Annotated in this window: 3 protein-coding genes (1 of these 3 running past the window's edge); all 3 read left to right on the forward strand. The window is 72.9% G+C overall.

From position 1 onward, the window contains the following. Tightly spaced (each overlapping or abutting the next), the 3 genes in view from IPL89_16820 to IPL89_16830 form a layout consistent with a single transcriptional unit that may run on beyond the window. On the forward strand, window positions 1-15,312 hold the full coding sequence (locus IPL89_16820; protein MBK9064829.1) for an Ig-like domain-containing protein: 15,312 nt from the start codon (window positions 1-3) through the stop codon (window positions 15,310-15,312). Continuing rightward, complete coding sequence (locus tag IPL89_16825; protein MBK9064830.1) at window positions 15,309-16,169, forward strand: hypothetical protein; 861 nt, start codon at window positions 15,309-15,311, stop codon at window positions 16,167-16,169. The genes IPL89_16820 and IPL89_16825 overlap by 4 nt, the downstream gene beginning before the upstream one ends. After that, on the forward strand, window positions 16,166-22,676 hold the 5' end (the start) of the coding sequence (locus IPL89_16830; GenBank protein ID MBK9064831.1) for an Ig-like domain-containing protein. The gene runs 11,651 nt beyond the window's last position; only the first 6,511 of its 18,162 coding nucleotides appear in the window; the start codon lies at window positions 16,166-16,168; the stop codon falls past the right edge of the window. Before IPL89_16825 ends, IPL89_16830 begins: the two co-directional genes overlap by 4 nt.

Raw genomic sequence — 22,676 nt, forward strand, 5'->3', positions numbered from 1 at the left:
TTGAGAGTTGTTCGCACAGTCGTCGGAGCCCTTCTTCTGTGCGTCGGAGGTGCGGCGCCAGTCGTCGCGCAACCCGGCAGCCCGCTCGGAACCGCCCAGCTCCAGATCTCCGGCGCGCGGCTCACGCTCTACGCCGACGCGCTGACGACCGACGTCGAGCAGTGGGTCAACGTCGGCGAGGCCGCGCGCGTGCGCACGTGCTACGGCACAGGCGCGGCGTGCGGCACGGCGGCCGCCGGCTCGGTTCCGGGTCTCAAGGTCGTCGGCGACCTCTCCGGACCGGAACTGCCGCAGGCGATCCCGTACGAGACGGCGCCGGGCGGGACGTTCTTCCTCCCGGGCTTCCAGCGCGAGGGCGACTACCTGCTGTCGAACATCCGGCTCGTCGAGACGGCAACGGGCCGCGTCCTCGCGAACGCCGAGCCGTCCCTCGCGACGGTCCACGTCACGCAGATTCTCCTCGCGTCGGCGACCGTCACCCGAATGACGCTCGCCGACCTCCAGGCCCGCGGCATCACGATCACGCAGCAGAACTTCAACGCGTTCAAGTTTGCGGTGGGGTTCGTCTTCTCCGGGACCACCGTAATCATCGACCTGCCGGTTCTCTACAACGGCAACGGCACGACGCAGATGCTCTCGGGGCCCACGGTGAAGCTCGACGGACTGCCGCCAGCCGTCGCGAACGCCGTCAGGCGCTGGCAGCCGCCGAACATCGTCCCGTTCCAGCTCAACGCGACCGGTCCCCGCGTCCCGAAACCCGGCGGCGGGGACGACGAGGTCACCAATCCCGAGTACCCGCTCTACGGCGCGATCGTCCTGCCCGGCAGCGTCTCGTTCCTGAATCAGTTCTTCGACGCGAAGCTCATCGTCGCGAACGGCGCGCCCGGCGGCTCGGGCGCGACCCTGCAGAACGTGACGGGCGCCATGAAGCTCCCGTCGGGCGAGGTCCTGCGCCTCGCATCCACGGCGCCGCCGGTGGCGGTCGGGCAGAAGCTTCCGGTTCTGAACGCGAACGGACAGGCGGCGATGGGACCCGGCGAGCAGGGGACGGCGAGCTGGACCGTCGAGGGCCTGCTGCCGGGCACGCACGTGCTGCGCATGGAGATCGAGGCGGACCTCGCGCGCCCGGGGCGGCCGGTCCTCGCGACCGGCGGCGTCGTGCAGGCGGCGGTGGAGGTCGTGGACGCGCGCTTCCAGCTCGCGTTCAACCATCCCGACGTCGTCCGAACGGGCGAGCCCTACTCGCTCTACGTCACGGTGACGAACCTCTCGCGCGCGGCGCAGAACCTCGTCACGCTGGATCTCGCGACGGAGAACATCTCGGGCGCGCACAAGTTCGACGCGCAGGAGTCGTTCGCGAAGACCATCCCGACGCTCGCGCCGGGCGCGTCGGAGACTCTCGAGTACCGCCTCGTCGCGGACGTGACGGGGACGTGCGTCGCGACGACCTTCCAGGCGACCGGCGGCGCCACGGGAGTCATCCGCCTGCGCGCGGGGGTGGGTGAAGCGGGGATCCCGCTGTCGCCGGCGGCGCTCATCCTGCCGCGTTTCACGAACCTCCTGCCGAAGAGCCTCGTGGACGCCGACGTGCGCCTCCTCGGCCTCGCGTACAGCCTCGCGACCGCGCCGGCCGGCGCGACGCCGGCCGGCCTGCCGCATCCGCTCAAGGGCGACGTCGAGCGCCGCGCGATCGATCTCGGCGAGGCCGGGCAGCGGCTCTACCTTCAGGATAGGCTCCTCGAATCGCTCGAGGCCCTCGCGCTCGACCAGCTCGGAAACCGCCACGACCTTCCGGAGTACGACGGCCTGCGCCGCGCGCTCGACCGCGGCGCGCAGGCCTCGACCGCGCTCGGCGACCTCTTCCGGCTCGAGCAGCAGGGCCGCAACCTCACGGCGGCCGACTTCGTCGACCACTTCGCCGCGACGGCGGGCTACGGCCGCCCGTGGATGGCGGCCGCGCTCGTGCCGAACGGCTCGCAGCCCGCGCCGACGCTCGAAGTGCGCCAGTCCTCGGCGGCCGGCACGGCGTACCTCGCGTACACGAGCGAGGATCCGTCGCGCCTCCGGAGCCTTCCCTACGGCGAGATCTACGCGATCCACGACGTGCCCGGCGGCACGAAGATGCCGTTCGCCCTCGCGGGCCGGCTCGACGCCGCGGCTTCGTATCGCGTCGACCTGCACGCGGCGCCGACGGGCGCCTCGGGCCGCCTCGTCCTCGTCGTCCCGTCCGACGACCTCTCGGGATTCCGCAAGGTCGACTTCGGATTCCTGACGATGGGCGCGAGCGAGGTCTGGGAAGTTCGGGCGGTCAAGGCGGCGGGCGACGCGGCGCTGACGTTCACGCTCGTCTACCCGGGCACGGGAGCGCCGGTCCCCGGCGCGCCGGCGCCGTCCGTCACGAATCTCTCGCTCCCGCCCTTCCGGCTGATCGGCGCCGTGCAGGATCCCGAGCTCGACCGGTACGGCCTCGGGATCTCGTACCTCTTCAACCGCCCGCCCGACAAGGCGTCCGCCGAGGCGCCCTCGAGCTACGCCGTCCGCTCCACGTTCCACGGGCAGGACACGGCGTCGCCCGCCGTCACGGTGGACCGCGTGGCGACGAAGGCCGGCGCCGCGGCGTACTGGCAGCCCAACAGCGAGCGCGTCGTGAACGTGCGCTACCAGAGCCCGATCAGCGCGCTGAACGGGATCTTCGAGAGCGTGCCCGTGATCCGCCACGAGCACCTCCTCGTCACGAACGCGATCCGCGACGTGCGCGGGACGCCGCTCGATCCGCAGGTGCCGGCGATCGTCGCCGATCCGAACCGGACCGGAGGGCTCGTCGAGGGGAAGGTTCTGCGCGGCGACGGCACGCCGGCCGCGGGCTCGAAGGTCCAGCTCCTGCGTTACCGAAAGGTCGTCAATCCGAGCACGCCCGAGGGCGAGCAGCTGTATCTCGACGTCGTGGCCGAGGCGGTCGCCGGGGCGGACGGCGCGTTCTACTTCGACTTCGTCGAGGAGCCGCCGCCGCCGGGACATTCGATCGGGCACCCGCCGAACCTGCTCTCCGAATCCGTCCAGTCCGGCTTCACGCTCCGCGCGATCGTCCCGGCGGGCGCCGATCCGGTCCTCCAGCCCGAGGAACGCGCGGAGGTCTCGACGATCGTCCGCCTCCAGAACCGTCTTCTCAGGGTCAACATCGCGCTCCTCGGGCGCGGCACGGTCAAGGGGCGGCTCGTCCACGCGGACGACGGCTCGCCCGTGACGGACGGGACCGTCGCGGCCGCGAGCACGCTCTTCCCCGAGCAGCGCACGGTTCAGCCCGCGGCGGACGGCTCGTTCACGTTCGGCGGGCTGCCGGTCGGCCCGATCACGCTCTCGGGCCGCGACGTCGCGGGCAACCGCGTCTACCAGACGGTCGGAATCCAAAGGCCCGGCGACGTCGTGAACGTGACGCTCCAGCTCGGGCGGACCGGGCCTCCGAAGACCGGCACGGTGTCCGCGAAGGTGATGCGCCTCAGGAGCGGCAGCCCGCGGCCGCCGCCCGTTCCGTCGCCGGGCGCGACGGTCGCCGTCTACTCGAACGGCACCTTCATCGAGTCGAAGATCGCCGACAACCTAGGCAACGCGACGTTCACGGGCGTGCCGGCCGGAAAGGTCACGCTGCAGGCCGCGGACTTCAGCGTCTCGCGCACGCCCGCGCTCACGGACCTCACGCTCGCGGCCGACGCGACCGTCTCGGCGACGCTCACGCTCTCCGACGCCGCGCCGCGCAGCGTCGTCGGCCGCGTCCTCTTCCACGACGGGCCCTCGAACACGAACCTTCCGGTCAAGGGAGCGGTCGCCTTCATCGCCGGTCCCGGCAGCTTCGCGTACACGGACGCGACGGGGACGTACCGGATCGACGGCGTGCCGGTGCAGGGCGTCGGCGAGGCCGCGTACGCCGTGACCGCGTTCGACAACGTGCGCGGCCTGCAGGGGCAGACGGCGCTCGCGCCGGTGCTCGACACGGGAGACGGAACGCCGGTGCTCGCGGCCGACATCCTCCTGAAGAGCATGTCCGGCGGGATCGACGGCGTCGTCGTCGACCCGCTCGGCCGGCCCTACGGCGGCGCCGCGGTCGAGCTCGGGACGGACATCACGACCCTCGCGCGCGGCGACGGCCGCTTCTCTTTCGACGACATCGCCGTCGGGAACGACTGGCTCGTGGTCGCGCACGTCGGCGACGGTCTCGTGGCGGGGAAAGTGGGTTTCTTCGGGCAGGCAACCGCGTCGATCGTCTTCGGCGGCCACAGGCCGTTCGTGACGATCCGCATGGCGGGCTCGGGCGTCGTGAACGTCCGGACGCGCACCTCGGCGTCGCAGGGCGTCCTCTCGCCGATCACGTACCGGCCGACGGTCTATTCAAACGCGTCGATCGGGCCCCTCACCGGCAACCCGATCCAGACGACGACGGATCCGGACGGCCGTCTCACGCTCGTCCTCCCGGTCGGCGCGTTCTCGCTGACGGCCATCAACCCGCTGAACGGCAACAGGTCCTTCAGCCGCTCGATCGACTATCCCGGGCAGGTGATCAACCTCGACGTCGTCTTCGACACGGCGTCCACCGTGACGGGACACGTCGTCGGCGTGGACGGCGTCACGCCCGTTCCGAACGCGGACGTGTCGTTCACCGCGAGCGGCCTCCTCCCGCAGGTCCAGCGGACGGACGGCCAGGGCGCGTTCCGCTACGAGCTCGTGCCGCGGGGCGCCGTGTCGGTCACCGCGGCCGCGCTCGTGGGCAGCGTGGACCGCGTCGGCCGGGCGGACGGCGTCATCACCGGGCCGGGACAGGAACTGGATCTCACGGTGGTCATGAAGGCGCAAGGGACCGTGCGCGGGCGCGTCGTGGACGTCGCGGGCGGCGTCCCGGCGCCGCTCGCGTTCGCGCAGTTCTGCGTGCAGGAGTCCGGCTTCCCGAACCGCCGGCTGCCCGCGGGCACGGGGTTCTTCTCCGCGGACGCGCAGGGGGCGTACGAGGTCTCGCACGTCTTCGCGGGAGGCGTCACGGTCGTCGCCCGCGACCGCAACCAGGTCACGCGGCAGGGGAGCGTGCGCGGAGAGATCAAGGCCGACTTCCAGGTGGTCACGCTGTCCGACATCGTGATGACGACGTCGGTCGGGTCGATCGGGGTCACGGTGCGCGATCCCGATTCGGGCGCGCCCGTGGCGGACGCGGTCCTCACGCTCTCGAACGGCGACGTGACGGTGGCCGACGTCAACGGCCAGGCCTCGTTCGACGCGCTGCCGCTCGACACGTACTCGGTCCACGCGTTCCACGCCCCGACCGGGCGCGCCGGCCTCACGAGCGGCCTCAGGCTTCAGAACGCGGGCGACCGCGTGGACGCGATCGTGGTCCTCGACACACGCGGACAGGTCGGCGGAACGCTCTGGGACGACGCCGCGAAGACGGCGGCGGTCGGCGGAGGAACGATCCAGCTCACGGGCCGCGCGAACGGCCAGCTGTGGGGGACTTCGATCAGCGCGCTCGCGACGACTTCGTCCGAACCCGGCACGCTCGGGCGATTCCTCTTCGACGGCATGCCGCCGGGCTCGTACACGCTCGCGGCGGGCGTCACGACTTCCCCGCGCCGCGCCGCGGCCTCGCTCTCGACCACGCCAACCGCACCGGTCGTCTCGATCGACCTCGTCCTCGAGCCCGCCCTCGACCGGTTCGTCCGGCTCTTCGAGAACCTCACGGCCGGAATCTCCGAGGTCAACCCCGCGAACGGCATCTTCGCGCTCACGCTCACGCAGTCGGCGGGCTGCCCGCCGGGTTGCGTCTACTCCTTCACGACGGGCACTCCCTTCGCGCCGTATCCGGGGCATCTCTATCGCTTCCAGAACGTCCTGACGGCACAGAGCCTCGCGGTCTCGGCGCAGGAGTCGAGCGGCAAGCTGAGAACCGGGAAGATCTCGGGCACGGGCGCGTTCGCGGGCAGCGGCACGACCTCCGACCCGTACCGGCTCGTCCTCCGCGCGAAGGGCCGCGTCGTCGTCACCGTCCGCGACGCGGCGAGCCAGCCCGCGCAGGCGAACGTCACGCTGGACTCGGCGGGCGGCCATTACGAGGCCGCGACGGACGCGGCAGGTGTCGCCACGTTCGATGCAGTCCTGTCCGGCGACGTCTATGCGGCCGCGCGCGTTTTGGCCACGGGCTTCGGCGGCACCGCGGCCGGGGCGCTGCAGTTCGACGACCAGACGCTGAACCTCGGGATCACGCTCGCCGCCGCCGTCCTCGCCCACGGCGTCGTGTATCACCCGCCGGCGGGCGACGTCTGGAACGGCGATGTCGCCACGCTCACGCCGGAGAGCGGCGCGATCGTCCAGATCCGCGACTCGGGCGGCACGCTCCAGATCGTGACGACGGGGGCCGACGGCACGTATCGCTTCGCGGGCCTGCGCACGGGCGCGTACACGATCAGCGCGAGCGACGCGCTCGTGGTCTCGCTCGCGAACGGCGGCGGGACCCTTTCCGGCCCGAACGGAAACGACAACGCGCTGCCGCCGCTCGTGCTCGACGCCTCGCGGCCGACGATCGTCTCGATCGTCCCGCCGCCGGGCAGCGTCGGCGTCTCCCGCAACGCCCCTGTCGAGATCACGTTCTCCGAGCCGCTCCTCGCTTCGGTGCTGCCGTCGGGCGGGCCCACGTCGCCGTACTTCACGCTCCGCGCCGCGAGCGGGCTCTCGCCCGCGGGAGCGTGGACGGCCTCGACGAATCTCGCGGGCCAGCAGGTCGTCCGCTTCACGCCGGCCGGCCTCTACGACAACACGGCGGTCTACAGCATCACGATCGCCGGAGGACCCTCCGGCGTGCGCGACCGCGCGGGCCGCCCGCTCACGGACCTGGGCGACGTCGGCTCCAACTTCACGACGTCCGACACCGTGGGGCCGCTCGTCGTGGGGACCGTACCCGTGCTCGACCGCCCGGTCGACCCCGTCGCGCCGATCCGCTTCGACTTCAGCGAGGTCGTCACCGCCACGCCGCAGGAGCTGGACGGCTCCGGGCCGACGCCCGCCGCGCAGCTCTTCTGGCAGCAGAACGGGAACGCGACCTGGCAGCCGGTGCCGATCACGATGTTCCTGTCGCGCGGCGGGTACTCGCTCGTCGTCGTGCCGCCCACGGGCGTCACGTACCAGAACGACAGCCTGAAGCGCCGCATCCATCTCTCCCGCCTGAAGGACGCCACGGGCAACGCGATGGCGGACTACGAGAGGGACTTCCGCGTCTACGACCTCAACCCGCCGCACGTCGACGTCGCGTTCCCGGCGGGGGCGCCGACGGGCCAGCTCGTCGGCGGATCGCCGTACACGCTCGCGCCGGTGCTCACGAGCCTCGACGACCTGCCGCAAGGCGACGTCGACCGCGTCGAGTACTTCCTCGCCTCGTCGGGCGACCCGTCGACGCCGGCCTCGACGCCCGCGTTCACGGCGCGGACCTCGCCGTTCGGGTGGACGTTCGTCGCGGCCTACGTCGGGAACGGCATCGACCCGCGCCTCTTCCCGGTCTGGGTGAAGGCGACCGACACGTCCACGAACGCGAGCAACGTCGTGAAGCTCGCGATGACGGTCCTCCCGAATGCGCCGCCCGTGGTCGCGTCCGTCGCGGCGGCGGCGACGGCGCCCGTCGCGGGGACGTTCTACGCGGGCTCGGCGCTCGCGGCGACGGTCGCGGGCGTCGCGGATCCGGACGGTAGCGCGATCACGCTCACGGCCGAGCTCCGGAAGAACAACGCGGGCAGCCCGAACGACCCGGCCGACCTCGTCGCGAGCCTGCCGTCGCAGGTGCTCACGAAGCCGGGGGCCGGATGGGGCGCGCTGCCACCGCCCGTCTTCGCGGCGGCCGTCCCGCTCGCCATGGCCGAGGGAACGTCGCTCTTCTTCCGCGTAAGAGCGACGGACGCGCTCGGCTCCTTCGCTACCGCCGAGTCCGCGCGCTTCGCGGTCGCGCACGACCCGAACCCGCCGGCCGTCGATTCTTTCGTCGCGCGGCTCTCCGGCTCGGCGTCCCCGGCTTCGCAGTTCTTCATCGGGCAGAAGCTCGTCCTCGAGTTCCGCGCGCGCGACGCCGAGACCGCCGTGCGCACGACGTCGATCGCGCTCTCCGGCGTCTTCACGTCGCCGCAGGCCGCGACGCTGGTCGGGGGCACGACGAACCTGTATCGCACGGCGGAACTGACGGTTCCCGCGACGGTGCCTCCGGGCGGGCTCGCGGTCAACGCGACGGCGTCCGCCACGGACTGGGGCGGCAACACGGGCACGTCGCCGCTGACGTTCAACGTCTCGCCAACGCCCGACCCGTACGCGCCCGCCGCCACGTGGCTGACGCCGTGGGAGGGCGGTGCCTGGCCCGCTGCGTACACGTCCACGGTGTCGGCGCAGGGCACCGCGCTGCTCCTGCGCGTCAAGGTCTCGGATCTCGACCGCGTCAGCAACGCGGACGTGCCCGGCACGATCGCGAGCGTCCAGTTCAAGGGCCCGGCCGACGCCGCGGGAACGCTTGCGCCAGCGTTCGTGGACGGGACTCCGGTCGCGGGACTCGTGGACGGCCTCGGGAACGGAATCTGGGAGGCGCTCTGGCGTGTGCCGAACGGCGTCGCCGCGGGGACGCAGCTGCCGTTCCAGGTGCGCGTCGTGGACGCGGGCGCGAACGTGACGACCGCCGACGCGCACCTCAGGGCGGTGGCGCCGCGCAAGGTCTACGAGGCCGCGGAGGTCGCCGTGCTTCCGGCCGACACGCTGATCGGCGCGGGTGGCGACGCGGCGGGGCCGGTCTTCCTCCTCGACGGGACGATCCTGAGCCTGTACCCGCAGACCGCTCCCGCGGTGCGCTCGCTCGCGTCGATGTACGTTTACGCCGGTGGCGTCGCGGCCGGCGCCACGTTCACGCCGTCGCCCAGCGTCCTCACGGCGCCCGAGATCACCTCGTACGCGTCGTCGGTCCTCTTCAACCCGCTCGAGCTCGCCGTCACGGACACGTTCGGCCTCGGCCACGGCGCGCGCGTGGACATGTCCGCGAAGGGCCTCCTCGGCTCCACGACGACCCAGTCGATGATCTTGCCGGGGCAGACCGGCTCGCAGCAGAACGCGGGCGGCTCGCACGGCGGCTCCGGCGGGCCCGGCTCGCCGCTCGGCTGGACGCGGACCGACCTGACGGCGCCCGGCTCCGTGTACGACGCGGTGAAGGACCCGTCCCTGCCAGGAGGCGGCGCCGGAAACGCGACGGGCCCGTTCGGCGTCACCGCCGCGGGCGGAACCGGCGGCGGCGTCGTGCGGCTGCTCGCGCCCGGCGCGACGCTTCATCTCGCTGGCGATCTCGTCGCCGACGGCGGCAACGGCCCGGGGACCGGCCTGGGCGGCAGCCTGATCGGCGCCGGCGGCGCCGCTGGCGCCATCCGCGTCGTCGCGGGCCGGATCGAGGGAGCGGGCCGTGTCTCGGCGGCCGGCGGGCGCGGGACGAATGGCTCCTACGCAGGCGGCGGCGGCGGCGGACGCATCGCGCTGTCGTTCGCTGATCCACCGGCCGCGAGCCTGCCGATCTCCGTCAGCGCGCCGGGCGGGTTCAACAGCCTTCCCCCCGACGCGAACGCGCAGCAGATCGGCGGCGCGGGCACGGTCTACCTCGAAGAGCTCGACGCGCTCGGCGCGCCGAAGTCGCCGGGCAAGCTGATCGTGACAAACGCATCGGGCAAGCCCGCGTGGCCGACGCCCTTCTCCGGCGCGCAGCGCTTCGGCTCTGTCGAGGGCCACGGCGCCGCGCGCCTCGTCTTCGCGGGCGATCTCACCGTCGGCCCGGATCCCGGCGTCGTGAACGACCGGTCGAAGGTCTCGCTGGATCTCGACTCCCGCTTGCTCCTCGCCACGGACGTCCCGTCGATCGCGCTGACGGCGAGTCCGGACGGCGGCAACGTGACGACAGGCCAGCAGCTCTCGATCTCGTACACGCTCTCGGATCCCATCGGCCTGTTCGCGCGTGTCGCGACGTTCTCTCCGTCGGGCGCCGTGACGACCGTTTTCGCCGACGAGCCCGCGACGGTCTCGAGCGGGGCGATTTCGGTGCAGGTGCCGGCGAGCCAGCCGGCAGGGCCCGTCACGTACTCGCTGCAGGTCAGCGATCGCGTGGGACGCACGCAGTCCGTTACGAAGTCGTGGACGGTCCTGCCCGACGCGCCGCCGGTGCTCAACCTGACGGGCGTGACGCCGGGCCCGTCCGTCCTGCCAGGAGCGGTGCTCGCCGCGACGGCCAACGCGACGGACGACGTCGGGCTCGTCTCCGTCGTCTTCACGCTCTCCGGGGCCGTCACGGCGAGCGACTCGCGCCCCGTGACCGGGCTCTCCTCGGCGCAGGCGTTCAGCACTCGGCTGCCGACGACGCTCACGGCCGGCCAGACCGTGACGCTGCAGGTCGACGCCTACGACACGTTCGGGCACAAGACGTCGGCGTCGCCCGTCACGTGGACGATCCTCGCGGACACGGCGCCGCCTTCGATCGCTCCCGTCCTGTTCTCACCGGTCAAGGCGGGCGACGTCTACACGACCGGCGACGTCGTCACGTTCACGGTCACCGCGGCCGACAACGTTGCAGTGGCCACGATTCGCCTGACGATCGACGGCGTGACGACGCCTTTCGGCGCCTCTCCGGCCGTTCTCGCGTGGACGGCGCCGAACGTCTCGGGCTCGACGCCCTACACCCTCGACGTCGAGGCGCTCGACCTCGCCGGAAACCGGTCCACGGCTTCGAGGACGCTGAGCGTCGTGCCCGCGGGCGGCGGGACGTTCCCGGCGGTCTCGTTCACGTGTCCGACCGCCGGGGCGTTCCTGCCGTCGGCCTATGCCGGCCTGCTGCTCTCCGCGACCGCGACCGACGCCGGCGGCGTGACGAAGATCGAGTTCTTCCGGCCGGGCGACGTGACACCCTTCTCGACCTCCACCGCGACCGGCGCGCCCGTGTCGTACACGGGCACGTCCGCGGCCGTCACGACGCCGACCGTCGCGAGCGACACGGTCGTCCGCTACCGCGCCCGCGCCTGGAACCCGGCGAACCACTTCACCGAGGTCTTCGTCGACGTCCACGTGGTTCCGGCGGTGGACTTCGCGAGCGCGACCGCGACGGACGTCGCGGTGCTGCGCTCGGGCACGGTCGTCGTCGACGCGCCGAAGACGTTCGCGGGCCTCATTGTCCTGCGCGGCGCGACGATCACGCACACGGCCGCGACCGGGCCGGGCGGCGAGCACGCGACGAGCCTGACCGTCAATGGACCGATGTACGTGGAATGCGGCGCCTCGGTGGACGTGTCGGGGCGGGGATACGGGGCGACGACGACGTACCCGGGCGCGACGTCGGGAGCGGACTGGGCGGGCGGGAGCCACATCGGGGCGAGCGGGAACAACAACGCTTCGCCAAGCGGGACTTCCTACGGGAGCGTGTACCGGCCGCAGGAGGCCGGGGGCGGAGCGGTGGTGGGCGGAGCGGGCGGCGGGAGCGTGCGCGTGACGGCCGGGACGCTGACGGTGGACGGGGCGATCCGGGCGAACGGAGCGCTTTCGAGCCGCGGCGGCGGCGGCGGTTCGGTGTTTGTGACGGCGACGGCGTTGGCCGGAGCAGGCTTGATCGAGGCGCGGGGCGGCGAACAGCAGTTCGAGGCGGGCGGGGGCGGGGCGATCGCGGTCGAGTACGCGAGCGCGAGCGGCAGCCTGCTGACGAACCTGCTGGCGCGAGGCGGGGCCGGGCCAAACGCGGCTGCGAGCGGGGGAGCGGGAACGGTGTTCGTCAAGGGACCGGGCGCGACGTACGGGGACCTGACGATCGACAACAGGACGGTGAGCGGCCGCGCGACGGTGCTGCCGTCATTCGGAGGCGGCACGGCGCAGGCGGGGACGTCGGGCGCGGCGATCGTGATGGACAAGGTGGCGTGGCCGGGGACGTACTTCGCGGGGCACTGGGTGGAGGTGAGGGACTCGGGCGGCGCGCTGAAGGGGACGTGGCGCATCGGGAGCGTGACGAACTCGGCGGCCCAGAAGACGGTGCCGGGGAATACGGGCCTGCCGCTGCAGGATGGAAACGTCTACGACGGATACCTCATCTACTCGGACATCCCGCTGGCCTCGCACACGGGGCTCGCGGGGAAGGTGTACCCCGGCACGGAGAACTACCACGTGTTCGGGGCGCGGTACTCGGGCGGGCAGTGGCAGCACGACAACAACTCGACCTTCAACACGTTCACGCCGGACGCCGGAGACCGGGTGATCGGGACGTACAAGGGCGGGGTGTCAAACATCGTGCGCCTGGCCTGCCCGCAGGGCGTGTGCCCGAGCATGAACGGAATTCCGGTGCTGCAGGTCGTCGCGGGAGACATCACGCCGAACTTCGACCCGGGGAGCCAGAACGCCGGCGAAATCTGGGTCCACGACCTGGTGCTGGCTTCGACTCTCGCGAGCTTCACGCTCGTGCCGAACGGAGGCGAGACGATCTCGCTGCAGCCGGGAGACACATACCAGGGCGTTTATCGCTTCGACTCCGTGAGCGCGCCGCACGGCGAGGCGATCGCGAGCGCGGACCCGATCCGGCTCGGGAGCGGCGGCCCGGTCACGCTCTCCGGCCCGGCGGGTGCGGGACAGTTCCTCGAGATCCCGTATCCCGTGACGGGCACCGACGTCGTCGTCACAGGCCATGTCTCGGTGCCGTCGATCGCGGCGACGAACGTCAGCGTGAAGGCGGGAGCGATCCTGACGCATCCGGCGACCTCCGGCACGAACGCGCAGAGCCTGGCCCTGGAGGCGTCGGGAACGCTGACCGTCGAAGCGGGCGCCTCGGTGGACGTGTCGGGGCGGGGATACGGGGCGACGACGACGTACCCGGGCGCGACGTCGGGAGCGGACTGGGCGGGCGGGAGCCACATGGGGGCGAGCGGGAACAACAACGTCTCCCCGAGCGGCTCGACGTACGGGAGCGTGTACCGGCCGCAGGAAGCGGGCGCGGGTGCGGTGATCGGTGGAGCGGGCGGCGGGATCGTGCGCGTGACGGCCGGGACGCTGACGGTGGACGGGGCGATCCGGGCGAACGGAGCGCTTTCGAGCCGCGGCGGCGGCGGCGGTTCGGTGTGGGTGACGGCGACGGCGCTGGGTGGAGCCGGGACGATCGAGGCGCGGGGCGGCGAGCAGCAGTTCGAGGCGGGCGGGGGCGGGGCGATCGCGGTCGAGTACGCGAGCGCGAGCGGCAGCCTGCTGACGAACCTGCTGGCGCGAGGCGGCGCGGGGCCGAACGCGAACGCGAGCGGTGGAGCGGGAACGGTGTTCGTCAAGGGGCCGGGCGCGACGTTCGGGAACCTGACGGCCGACAACAAGGCGGTGAGCGGCCGCGCGACGGTGCTGCCGTCGTTCGGGGGCGGCACGGCGCAGGCGGGGACGTCGGGCGCGGCGGTCGTGATGGACAAGGTGGCGTGGCCGGGGACGTACTTCGCGGGGCACTGGGTGGAGGTGAGGGACTCGGGCGGCGCGCTGAAAGGAACGTGGCGCATCGGGAGCGTGACGAACTCGGCGGCCGAAAGGAGCCTGCCGGGCGACTGGGGCAATTCCCTGCAGGACGGAGTCGTCTACGACGGCTATCTCATCTGCTCGGACATCCGGGTGGTGGATCACCCCGAGCTCGTCGGTCACATCAACTACAACGCGGACTCGCGCACGTTCGGGGCGCGCTACTCGGGCGGGCAGTGGCAGTACGACAACAACAGCACGTTTGTTCCGTTCACGCCGCACGCCAGCGACCGAGTGTTCGCGACGTACAAAGGAGGCGTCTCGAACATCGTGCGCCTGACGTGCCCCCTGGGCGTGTGCCCGAGCGTGAACGGGATTTCGGTCCTGCCGATGGTCGGAGGGGACATCTTCCCGAACTTCGATCCGGGGTCGCAGAATGCGGGCGAGATCTGGGTGAGCAATCCCGTGTTCTCGACCACTCTCGCGCGCTTCAACCTCGTGCCGAACGGAGCCGAGACGATCTCGATCGTGCCGGGTGACACGTATCAGGGCGTCTACCGCTTCGATGCGGCGCCGACGGTCTGGAGCGGCGCCACGCTCACCAGCGTTGACCCGATTCGCATCGGTGGATCGCTCCTGCGCGCCGAGCCCGCTCCGGCTGCGTCGGGGGCCGCACCGCTCGCAGTGCGTTCCGTTTCCCTCTGCACCGACTTCGCCGCGCCGCTCAAACCCGGCTCCTCGTTCGTCGCCTGCGCCGACACGGACGCCCGCCACGTCTCTCTCGAGATCTCCGGCGCGTTCGACGCGCGCATCGCCGGTTACGGCAACTGCCGCGATCCCATCGCGATTCCGGGCTCGGCCCGGCCGGGGCCTCTGAAGATCGTCGCGACCGCGCGCGACGCCGAGGGCCGGACCGTTTCCGCGACTGTGCGCGCTCTCGTCGTCGCCGACGAGCGCGCACCGGTGCTCGTGTCCGTCGCGCCGGCGGCCGGGGCGTCCTTCCGCTCGGGCGATCCGCTGCGCGTGGCGGTCGAGGCGTGGGACGATGTCGGCATTGCATCCGTCGCGATCACGCTCGGGGAAAGCCGGACGTTGCTGACGGCGCCGCCGTTCGAAGTCGTCGCGCTCGCGCCGCCCGTCGCATCGGGCGGGTCGCTGCCCGTCCTCGTCGAGGTGTTCGATCCGTCGGGCAACGTCTCGCGCCGCGCGCTCGACCTCGGCGTCCTGCCCGCGGGAGCGCGGCTGCCGCTGGCCGCGCCGGTCGCGCCCGAGCCGGGCGTCTCGTTCGAGGACGGCAGGCTCGCGGTGGACGGCGGCTGGCCGTGGCGCGATGCCGACGGCGAGACGCGCGGCAGGACGCTCGAGCTCCCGGCTATCGGCACGCACGCCGTGCTCGCCGTCGACGGCGCGGACGGACTCGTCGTCGCGCTCGACGGCCCGGTTGCGCGCGCCGCGGTGCACGGCGGCGCGGTGGACGTGCGGCGCGGTGACGACATCGTCGGGCGGTTCAGGATTCTTTCTGCTTCGGAGGATGGGACGGTGCTGCGCCTCGAGGGCGGAGCAGCGGGTGACGTTCGAAGAGGGGATTTCTTAGAAGGTGTATGGAGCTTCGGCGAGCTGATGCTCACGCGCGGCGCCAGGCTCGTCTCGGGCGACGTCGTCGAAGCGCGGAGCGTCCGCATCGACGCCTCCTCTGTATTCCTTTCAAAGAATCTTCAGATTCCCTCTCCGAATCCCTCGGTCGCCGAGTGCTCGGGCCGCGGCCCGCGGCCCGAACCGCCTGGCACGGCGCCACCGGCCGCATCGGGAGTCGCGCCATGAAGAAGTTGTTGCTCGTCGCTTTCCTCCTGGGCGCGTCGGCGCCGCGCGTCGCGCGGGCGGCCGACGCGCCCGTCGGCGTTCTCTTCCCGGCGGCTTTCTCCGTCGAGCACCAGCTCGTCCAGACCGATCCCGGCGGCGACATCTTCCAGGCGCAGGCCGTAGTCGATACCTACGGCGGCTCGACGCTCGTCTCGGTCCGCCCGGGCGGTTCGCGCGTCATCGTGGACTTTGGCAAGCGCACGGTCACGGAGGTCAGCGTCGAGAAGTCCACGTACTGGACGCTGTCCTTCTCGCAGATGGGCGATCTCGCGCGCCGCCTCGCGAAGGCCGACGAGCGGCCGTCGACCGGCTCCGCCCGCGTGCCGAACGCGGCCGTCAAGCAGGACATCCGGGTCGAGGACGTCACGGATTCCGGGCGGGAGCGCCTCGCCGCACCGGGCGGGCCGGCGTCGCGTGCCGGCGTGCGGCACCTGCGCGCGTCCGTCGCGAACGGGCCCTCGGCCGACGTCTGGGTGGACGGGACCGTCCGCCTGTCGCCCGCGGCGCTCGACGCGCTCGAGGCGTTCGAGAAGGACGCGCTCGGCGCCGCGTCCTCGTCCGGCGTTTCGCCCGCGCAGCTCGTCGCCGCCGCGCGCCGCGCCGCCGACGGCGCCGTGCCCGTGCGCGTGAAGCGTCCGCTCGCGGCGGCCGGCGGCACCGTCGAGGACGTCGTCACGGCGCTGACGCCGCTCCCGGCGTTCCCACAGAAGCTCCTCGCGATCGGCGACGGCTTCCGCCGCGTGGCGAGCCCGCTGGAAGAGATGGTCGCGTTCGCCGAGGACGAGGCCTCGCGCGACTCGTCGAGGCTCGTGAAGTGAAGCTCGCCGCCCGCTCCGCCGCGCTTGCCGCCGCCCTCCTCTGGGCCGCGGCGGCGCCTGCCGCAGACGCGCCGTTCGCGGTCGGCGTGCCGCTCGCGGGCCGGGCGGTCTTCGGATGCAGCGGCGTGACGCTTGCCGACGCGTCGGTCGGGTCCGACGGCGTGGCGACGTGGACGGCGAAGCAGGGCCTCGGGCACGTGGGTTCGAATGGCGACGTCGTCCTCTCCGGCCGCACGACCGTGCAGGGCGACGCGATTCCCGGCCCGGGCCGCCGCACCGTCGTGCCGCCGGAATCGAAAGTCACGGGCCTCACGACGCCCGCCCGCGACGCCGCCGACTGCAGGCCCGTCGATCTCGCGGTCTTCGACGCGTTCCGGGCGAAGAACGACAACGCTCGGATCCCGAAGACGGCCGCGGGGCGCGACGCCGTGAAGGACGGCGCGCTCGTCCTCGACGGCCCGGACCCGCTCACGCTGCCCGCGGGGACGTACGTCTTCTCCTCGATCGCGCTTTCCAACCGCGCGCACGTCCTCTTCTCGGGCGAAGCGCACGTCTTCGTCACGGGCGACGTCTCGCTCACGGGCAACAGCCACATGAACCCCGCGGGCGGCGGCTTCCGGCTCCGGCTCGTTGCTGGCGGAGCGCGCGTCAGCCTCGACACGCTCTCGACGCTCGGCGCCTTCGTCTACGCGCCGGGCGCGACGGCCACGTTCGCCACGGGCAGCCGGCTCGTCGGTTCCGTGTTCGCGGACTCGGTCGTCGTGCGTGAAGCGTCGGTCGCGATCCGCGCCGTGGACGACACGCCTCCCGTCGTCGACCTCGCCGAGCCGGTTGAGGACGCGGCGGTCTCGCTTTCCGCCGTTCGCGTGCGCGGCAGCGCGCGGGACCCCGAGACGGCGGTGACGGCCCTCGTCGTGAACGGCGTCGCCACGCCCGTCGCCGCCGACGGCTCCTTCGACGTGACGGTGGACGCGACGCGGACGCTCGAGGTCCGGGCGGACGTCACGAACGCCGCCGGCCTGACGGCAAGCCTTCGGCGTTCTCTCTGCACGGGCGCTCCGAGCGTGGCGATCCGGATTCCCGCGAACGGCTCGGTCGTCGCCTCGCGCACGGGCCCGGTCGCGGGAACGTGCGGCTCCGCTTCGACGGTCACCGTGAACGGCGTCCCCGCCGCCGTCTCCGGCGGCACGTTCCAGGCGGACGGCGTCGACTTCGGGCCCGACGGAGTCGCGACGGTCACCGTCGTGGCGTCGAACGCCTGTGCCAGCTCGACGGCCGTGTCGGCTTTCGTCGTCGACTCTGCGGCGCCCTCCCTTGCGATCGACAGCCCGGCGCCCGGCTCGGTCTTCGGCGCCTCGCCGATCTCCGTCACGGGCACGTTCGTCGAGGCGAACCTCGTCGACGTCACCGTCAACGGCGTCGTCGCGGCGATCTCGGGCAACCGCTTCACGGCCACCGTCTCGCTTCCGCCGGGCTCCTCGACGCTCGTCGCCGTCGCGCGGGACGTCGCCGGGCGCTCGGGCCGGTCGGCGGAGATCTCCGTCTCGCTCGACGCCGGGTCGCCGAACGTGAGGATCACGAGCCCCGCGTCCGGAGTGCTGACGGGAACCGCGACGACGACCGTGTCGGGCGTTGCCGACGTGCCGGGCCTCGCCGGCGTCAAGGTGGCGGGGATCGCCGCGACCCTCACGGGCACGTCCTTCACGGCCGTGGGCGTGCCTCTCGCCGAGGGCGACAACCGCGTCGTCGCCGAGGCCGTGGACGCGTCGGCGCGCACGTTCTCGTCCGCGGCCGTCGTCGTCACGCTCGACACGCTGCCGCCGGCCGTCGTGCTCGAGACCGCCGGGCTGCCCGCGCTCACGAGCCTCACGTCCCTCGCCGTCTCGGGCACGGTTTCGGATCCGCATCTCGCGGGCGTGACGGTCAACGGCGTCGCTGCAGTCGTGTCGGGAGGGCGCTTCACGGCGACGGCGGTGCCGCTGGTCGAGGGCGACAACGCTCTCCGCGCGCGCGCCTCGGACACCCTCAGCCACGTGGCGGATTCGAACACCGCCACGGTGAACCGCGACACGCAGGCGCCGACTGTGGCGATCACGTCGCCCGCGCCGAACGCGCTGCTCGCGGCGTCCGGCGTCACCGTCACGGGCACCGCCTCCGACCCGCACCTGGCGGGCGTGACCGTGAACGGCGTCGCGGCGGCCGTTGCGAGCGGGCAGTTCACCGCGACGCTGACTCTGGCCGAGGGCGACACGGCGCTCGTCGCGCGCGCGGCCGACGCCGCCGGGAACGCCGGGGCCTCGGCGGCCGTCGGCGTCACGGTGGACACGCTCGCGCCCGTCGTCTCGATCGACGCTCCGGCCGATCCGCTCACGGGCTCGGCCTTCGTCACGGTCACGGGCACGGTCGTCGAGCCGCACCTCCTCTCCGTCACGGTCTCCGGCGTGCCGGCGAGCGTCTCGGGCGGGAAATGGGTTGCGACGAACGTCCCGTTGGTCGAGGGCACGCAGCAGATCAAGGCCGTCGCGGTCGACACGTTCGGCCACCGCGGCGAGTCGGCTGCCGTGGAGTACCGGCTCGATTCGACGCCGCCCGTCCTCACGATGGACGCTCCCGCCGCGGCCTCCGCAGCCTGCCGCGCGCCCGGCGTCCCGGTTGCGGTTTCGGGCCGCGTGTACGGGCGCGGGGCCGCGCGGCCGGTGGTGACGCTCACCGTCCAGACCGCCGGCGCCGCGGTGCAGACGTTCACGGCCACGCTCGACGCCGCGGGCACGACGTGGACCGTGCCCGCCGTCGACCTCGGCTCCGCCGACGGCATCGCCACGCTCACCGCCTCGACGACCGACGCGCTCGGGCACGACGTGCGCGTCCTGCGTTCGTTCCGCATCAAGGCTTCGACGCCCTCGCTCGCGCTGCTCCTCGACGGCGGAACAATGCCTGGGGCCGGGCCGGGCGCGGCGGCCTCTCCCGGCGAGACGCCGGTGCTCTTCGGGCGCGCGCTCTCGCCGCGCGTCGCCGTTTCGGACGGCCCCGGCTCCGCGCCGCCCGCACCTGTCGTCACGCTGGACGGTGCGCCGTGGGCCGGCGCGCCGATCTCCGCCGAGGGCACGCACCTCCTTTCGGCGACCGCGACGGATTGCGCGGGTCATTCCGTGTCCGCGCACGCGCTCTTCACGATCGACGTCACGCCGCCGCGGCTCCTCACGTTCGTGCCGGCCGACGGAGCGTCGCTCGGCGCGCCGGTCGCGTCGGTATCCGGCACGTCGGATCCGGATCTCGCCTCGGCCACCGTCAACGGAGCTGCTGCGGCGACGTCCGGCGGAGCCTTCTCGCTGTCGCCCTTCTCTTCGAAGGAAGGCGCCAACACCGCCTCGATCGTCCTCGTCGACAAGGCCGGCAACCGCGCGACGTTCTCGCGCTCTTTCAGCGTGAAGTCTCTCGCGCCGTCCGTCGAGATCCTCGAGTCGGGCGCGCCGCTGGGTGCAGGCGCACGCTTCTTCCGGTCGGTCGCGCCGGTCGTGCGCTCGAACGACCCCTCGGCCACGGTCCTGGCCACTCTCAACGGGGTCTCTTTCCTTTCTGGTACGTCGATTTCCGTTTCCGGCGACTACACGCTCTCCGCAACCGCCACGGACGCGCTCGGCCACTCGTCCTCCGCGAACGCGTCCTTCAAGGTGGACCTCACGCCGGGGCCCGCGGTGGACATCACCGCGCCTGCCGACCGCGCGGTCCTGCCCGGGCCGACCGTGGCCGTGACCGGCACGGCCAGCGCCTCCGTCACGTCCGTGACAGTGAACGGCCGCGCGGCGACGCTGACCGGAGCCACGTGGTCGCTGCCCGATCTCGTCCTGCCTTCCGACGTCCCGAGCGAGATCGTCGCGATCGCGGCGGACTCGGCCAGCCGCACCGCGTCGGCGACGCGCCAGGTCACCGTGCGTGCCTCGGGGCCGCAGATCACGATCCTCGAGCCCTCCAGCGGCGCGCGGACGAACAGGAAGAAGATCGACGTGGCGGGCGCCGTCGTCGGCGGCCCGTCCGCCACCGCGAACGGCACGGTTACCGTCGCGGGCCAGACGCTCGCGCTCGACGCGCTCGGGACATTCCGCGCCAAGGACGTTCCCCTTCAGACCGGCGCGAACACGCTCACGGCCTCGGCCACGGACGCTCTCGGCCGCACGGGCACGGCGTCGGTCACGGTCACGACCGACACGACGGCGCCCGGCATTTCTCTCGCCGCCGACGGCCAGCCGCTCGCCGAAGGCGCGAGCTTCGCGCGCCCGTTCACGCTCCGCGTCGCGATCTCCGACGACGCGGCGCCCCTTCCGATCCCCACGATCCGGCTGAACGGCGCCGACAAGGGCGCCACGGCGGCGGTCACGGACCTCGCGATCGCGCAGGCGGGCGGCTACGTCCTCTCGGTCGTCGCGCGCGACGCCGCGGGCAACGAGAGCCGCGCCGACCGCAGCTTCGTCCTCGCTTCGGGCGGCTGCGCGGTGTCGGCGCTCGACCCGGGCGACGGCGCGATCGTCGCGGCCCCGAAGGTGACGCTCAAGGGACGCAGCGGCGATGCGGCGTCCGTCACGGTCACGTCCGGCGGCCAGACGTTCGCCACGCAGCTCGCGGACGGGACGTTCGCGGCGGGCGACGTGCCGCTCGCGGCCGTGGGCGAGAACACGCTCGCGATCGCGTGCACGGATCGCGCGGGCGCCGTCTCGACGACGAACCTGAAGATCACGCGCCTCCAGGACGGCGCGGGCCCCGTCGTGCGCATCGTCCAGCCCGCCGGCGGCGCGCGCCAGGCGGGCGCGACGGTTGCCGTGACGGGCACGGTCTCCGATCCCGGGGCGTCCGTCACGGTGAACGGCGTGAAAGCGCCGGTCGCATCCGGCGCGTTCTCGGCGGGCCCGCTGCCGCTCGTCGAGGGCCCGAACGTCCTCGCGGCGCGCGCCGTGGACGCCGCCGGCCGCGGCGGCGAGGATCGCGTCGTCGTCTTTCGCGACTCGGCGGCGCCGAAGATCGCCATCACGTCGCCTCCCGACGGCGCGCACGTGGGCAAGCCTGGCGCGGGTGCCGCTGTCCTGAACGTCTCGGGCGTCGTGGATCTCACGAGCGAGCCGAACCTGGCCTCGGTCGTCGTGGCGACGGGTGCGGGCTCCGTCACCGCGACCGTGGACCCCGACACGGGCTCGTTCTTCGCGGGCGGCGTGCCGCTGGTCACGGCTTCGCCCGGCGCGCCGCAGAACGTCACCGCGACCGCCACGGACACGCTTGCCCAAGCCGGCACGGCCACGGTCAAGGTGATCTACGACCCGGCCGCGCCCGCGCTCGTCCTCGGTCCGCCCGTGGACGGCGCCCGGTTCAGCGAAGCCTCTCCGCCTTCGTTCACGGCCTCCGGCGAGGCCTGGGCGAAGGACGGCGCAATCGTCTCGATCAACGGCGGCGGGCTCGACGGACTCGCGTGGGACGCGGCGGCGGCCGATGGGCGTCGGCACGCGACTTTCAGCGCGCAGGTCACCGTGCCGTCGGCGGAAGGCCCGTTCGGCGTCATCGCGCGCGTCGAGGAGCCCTCGGGCGCGTTTGCCAACGACAAGCGCCTCCTCTTCAAGGACACGACGGCGCCCACGGTCGTCGACATGCAGCCCGCCGACGCGGCGAAGCAGGTCGACGCGAACGAGATCCCGCTCGTCCTCTTCAGCGAGGCGATCCGCCCGTCGTCGCTCTCGGCCGCGGACGGCCTCACGCTGACGCGCGTGGCGACGGGCGACAGGGCCGTCGGCACATTCACGGTCGCGGGCAGCGCCGTCGCTTTCGCGCCGGGCGCCGCAATGGTGCGCGGCGAGGCGTACAAGTTCCGCGCGGGGACCGGCATCACCGACCTCGCCGGGCATCCGCTCGCGGCCGCGAGGGAAGTGCGGTTCACGGTGGCTGCCGTCGGGACGGGGGCCGCGCCGGTGCTCGACGCGCTGCCGCCCGTCGTCTGTGCGACGCAGGTCGTCGTGTCCGGCACGGCCGCGCCGAACGCCGCAGTCCGCGTGCGCGACGCCAGCCTTTCTTTCACCGGCAACGCCGACGCCGGGGGCCGCTTCGCAGTCACGATCCCGCTCTCGGGCAACGGCTGGCACGCCGTGCACGCCGCCGTGATCGATTCGGGCGGATCGCCCGGACCGGAAGCCGCGGCTCTCTTCCGCGTGGACTGCAGCGCGCCGTCCGTCGCCGGGGCCGCATTCGACCGCGGCACGGGGAAGCTGACGGTCGCGTTCACGGAGGCGATGAAGCTCACGTCGCTGACCGTCGGCGGTGCGGGCAGTGCGGTCACCGCGTCCAAGGCCGACGACGCGACGAACGCGCCGCAGGCGGCGGCGCTGTCGCTCTCGACCGACGGGCTGACGGCCACACTCGACCTCGGCAGCGGGCCCGCCGCCTGGTGGGCGGGCCTTTCCGTGCGCCTCTCCGTTGGTCCGCCCGCCTCCGACGCGTCCGGCAACGCCATGGCGGCTCCGTACGCGACGG

It is taken from the genome of Acidobacteriota bacterium, from assembly GCA_016716715.1.
Classification (GTDB): Bacteria; Acidobacteriota; Thermoanaerobaculia; order UBA5066; family UBA5066; genus Fen-183.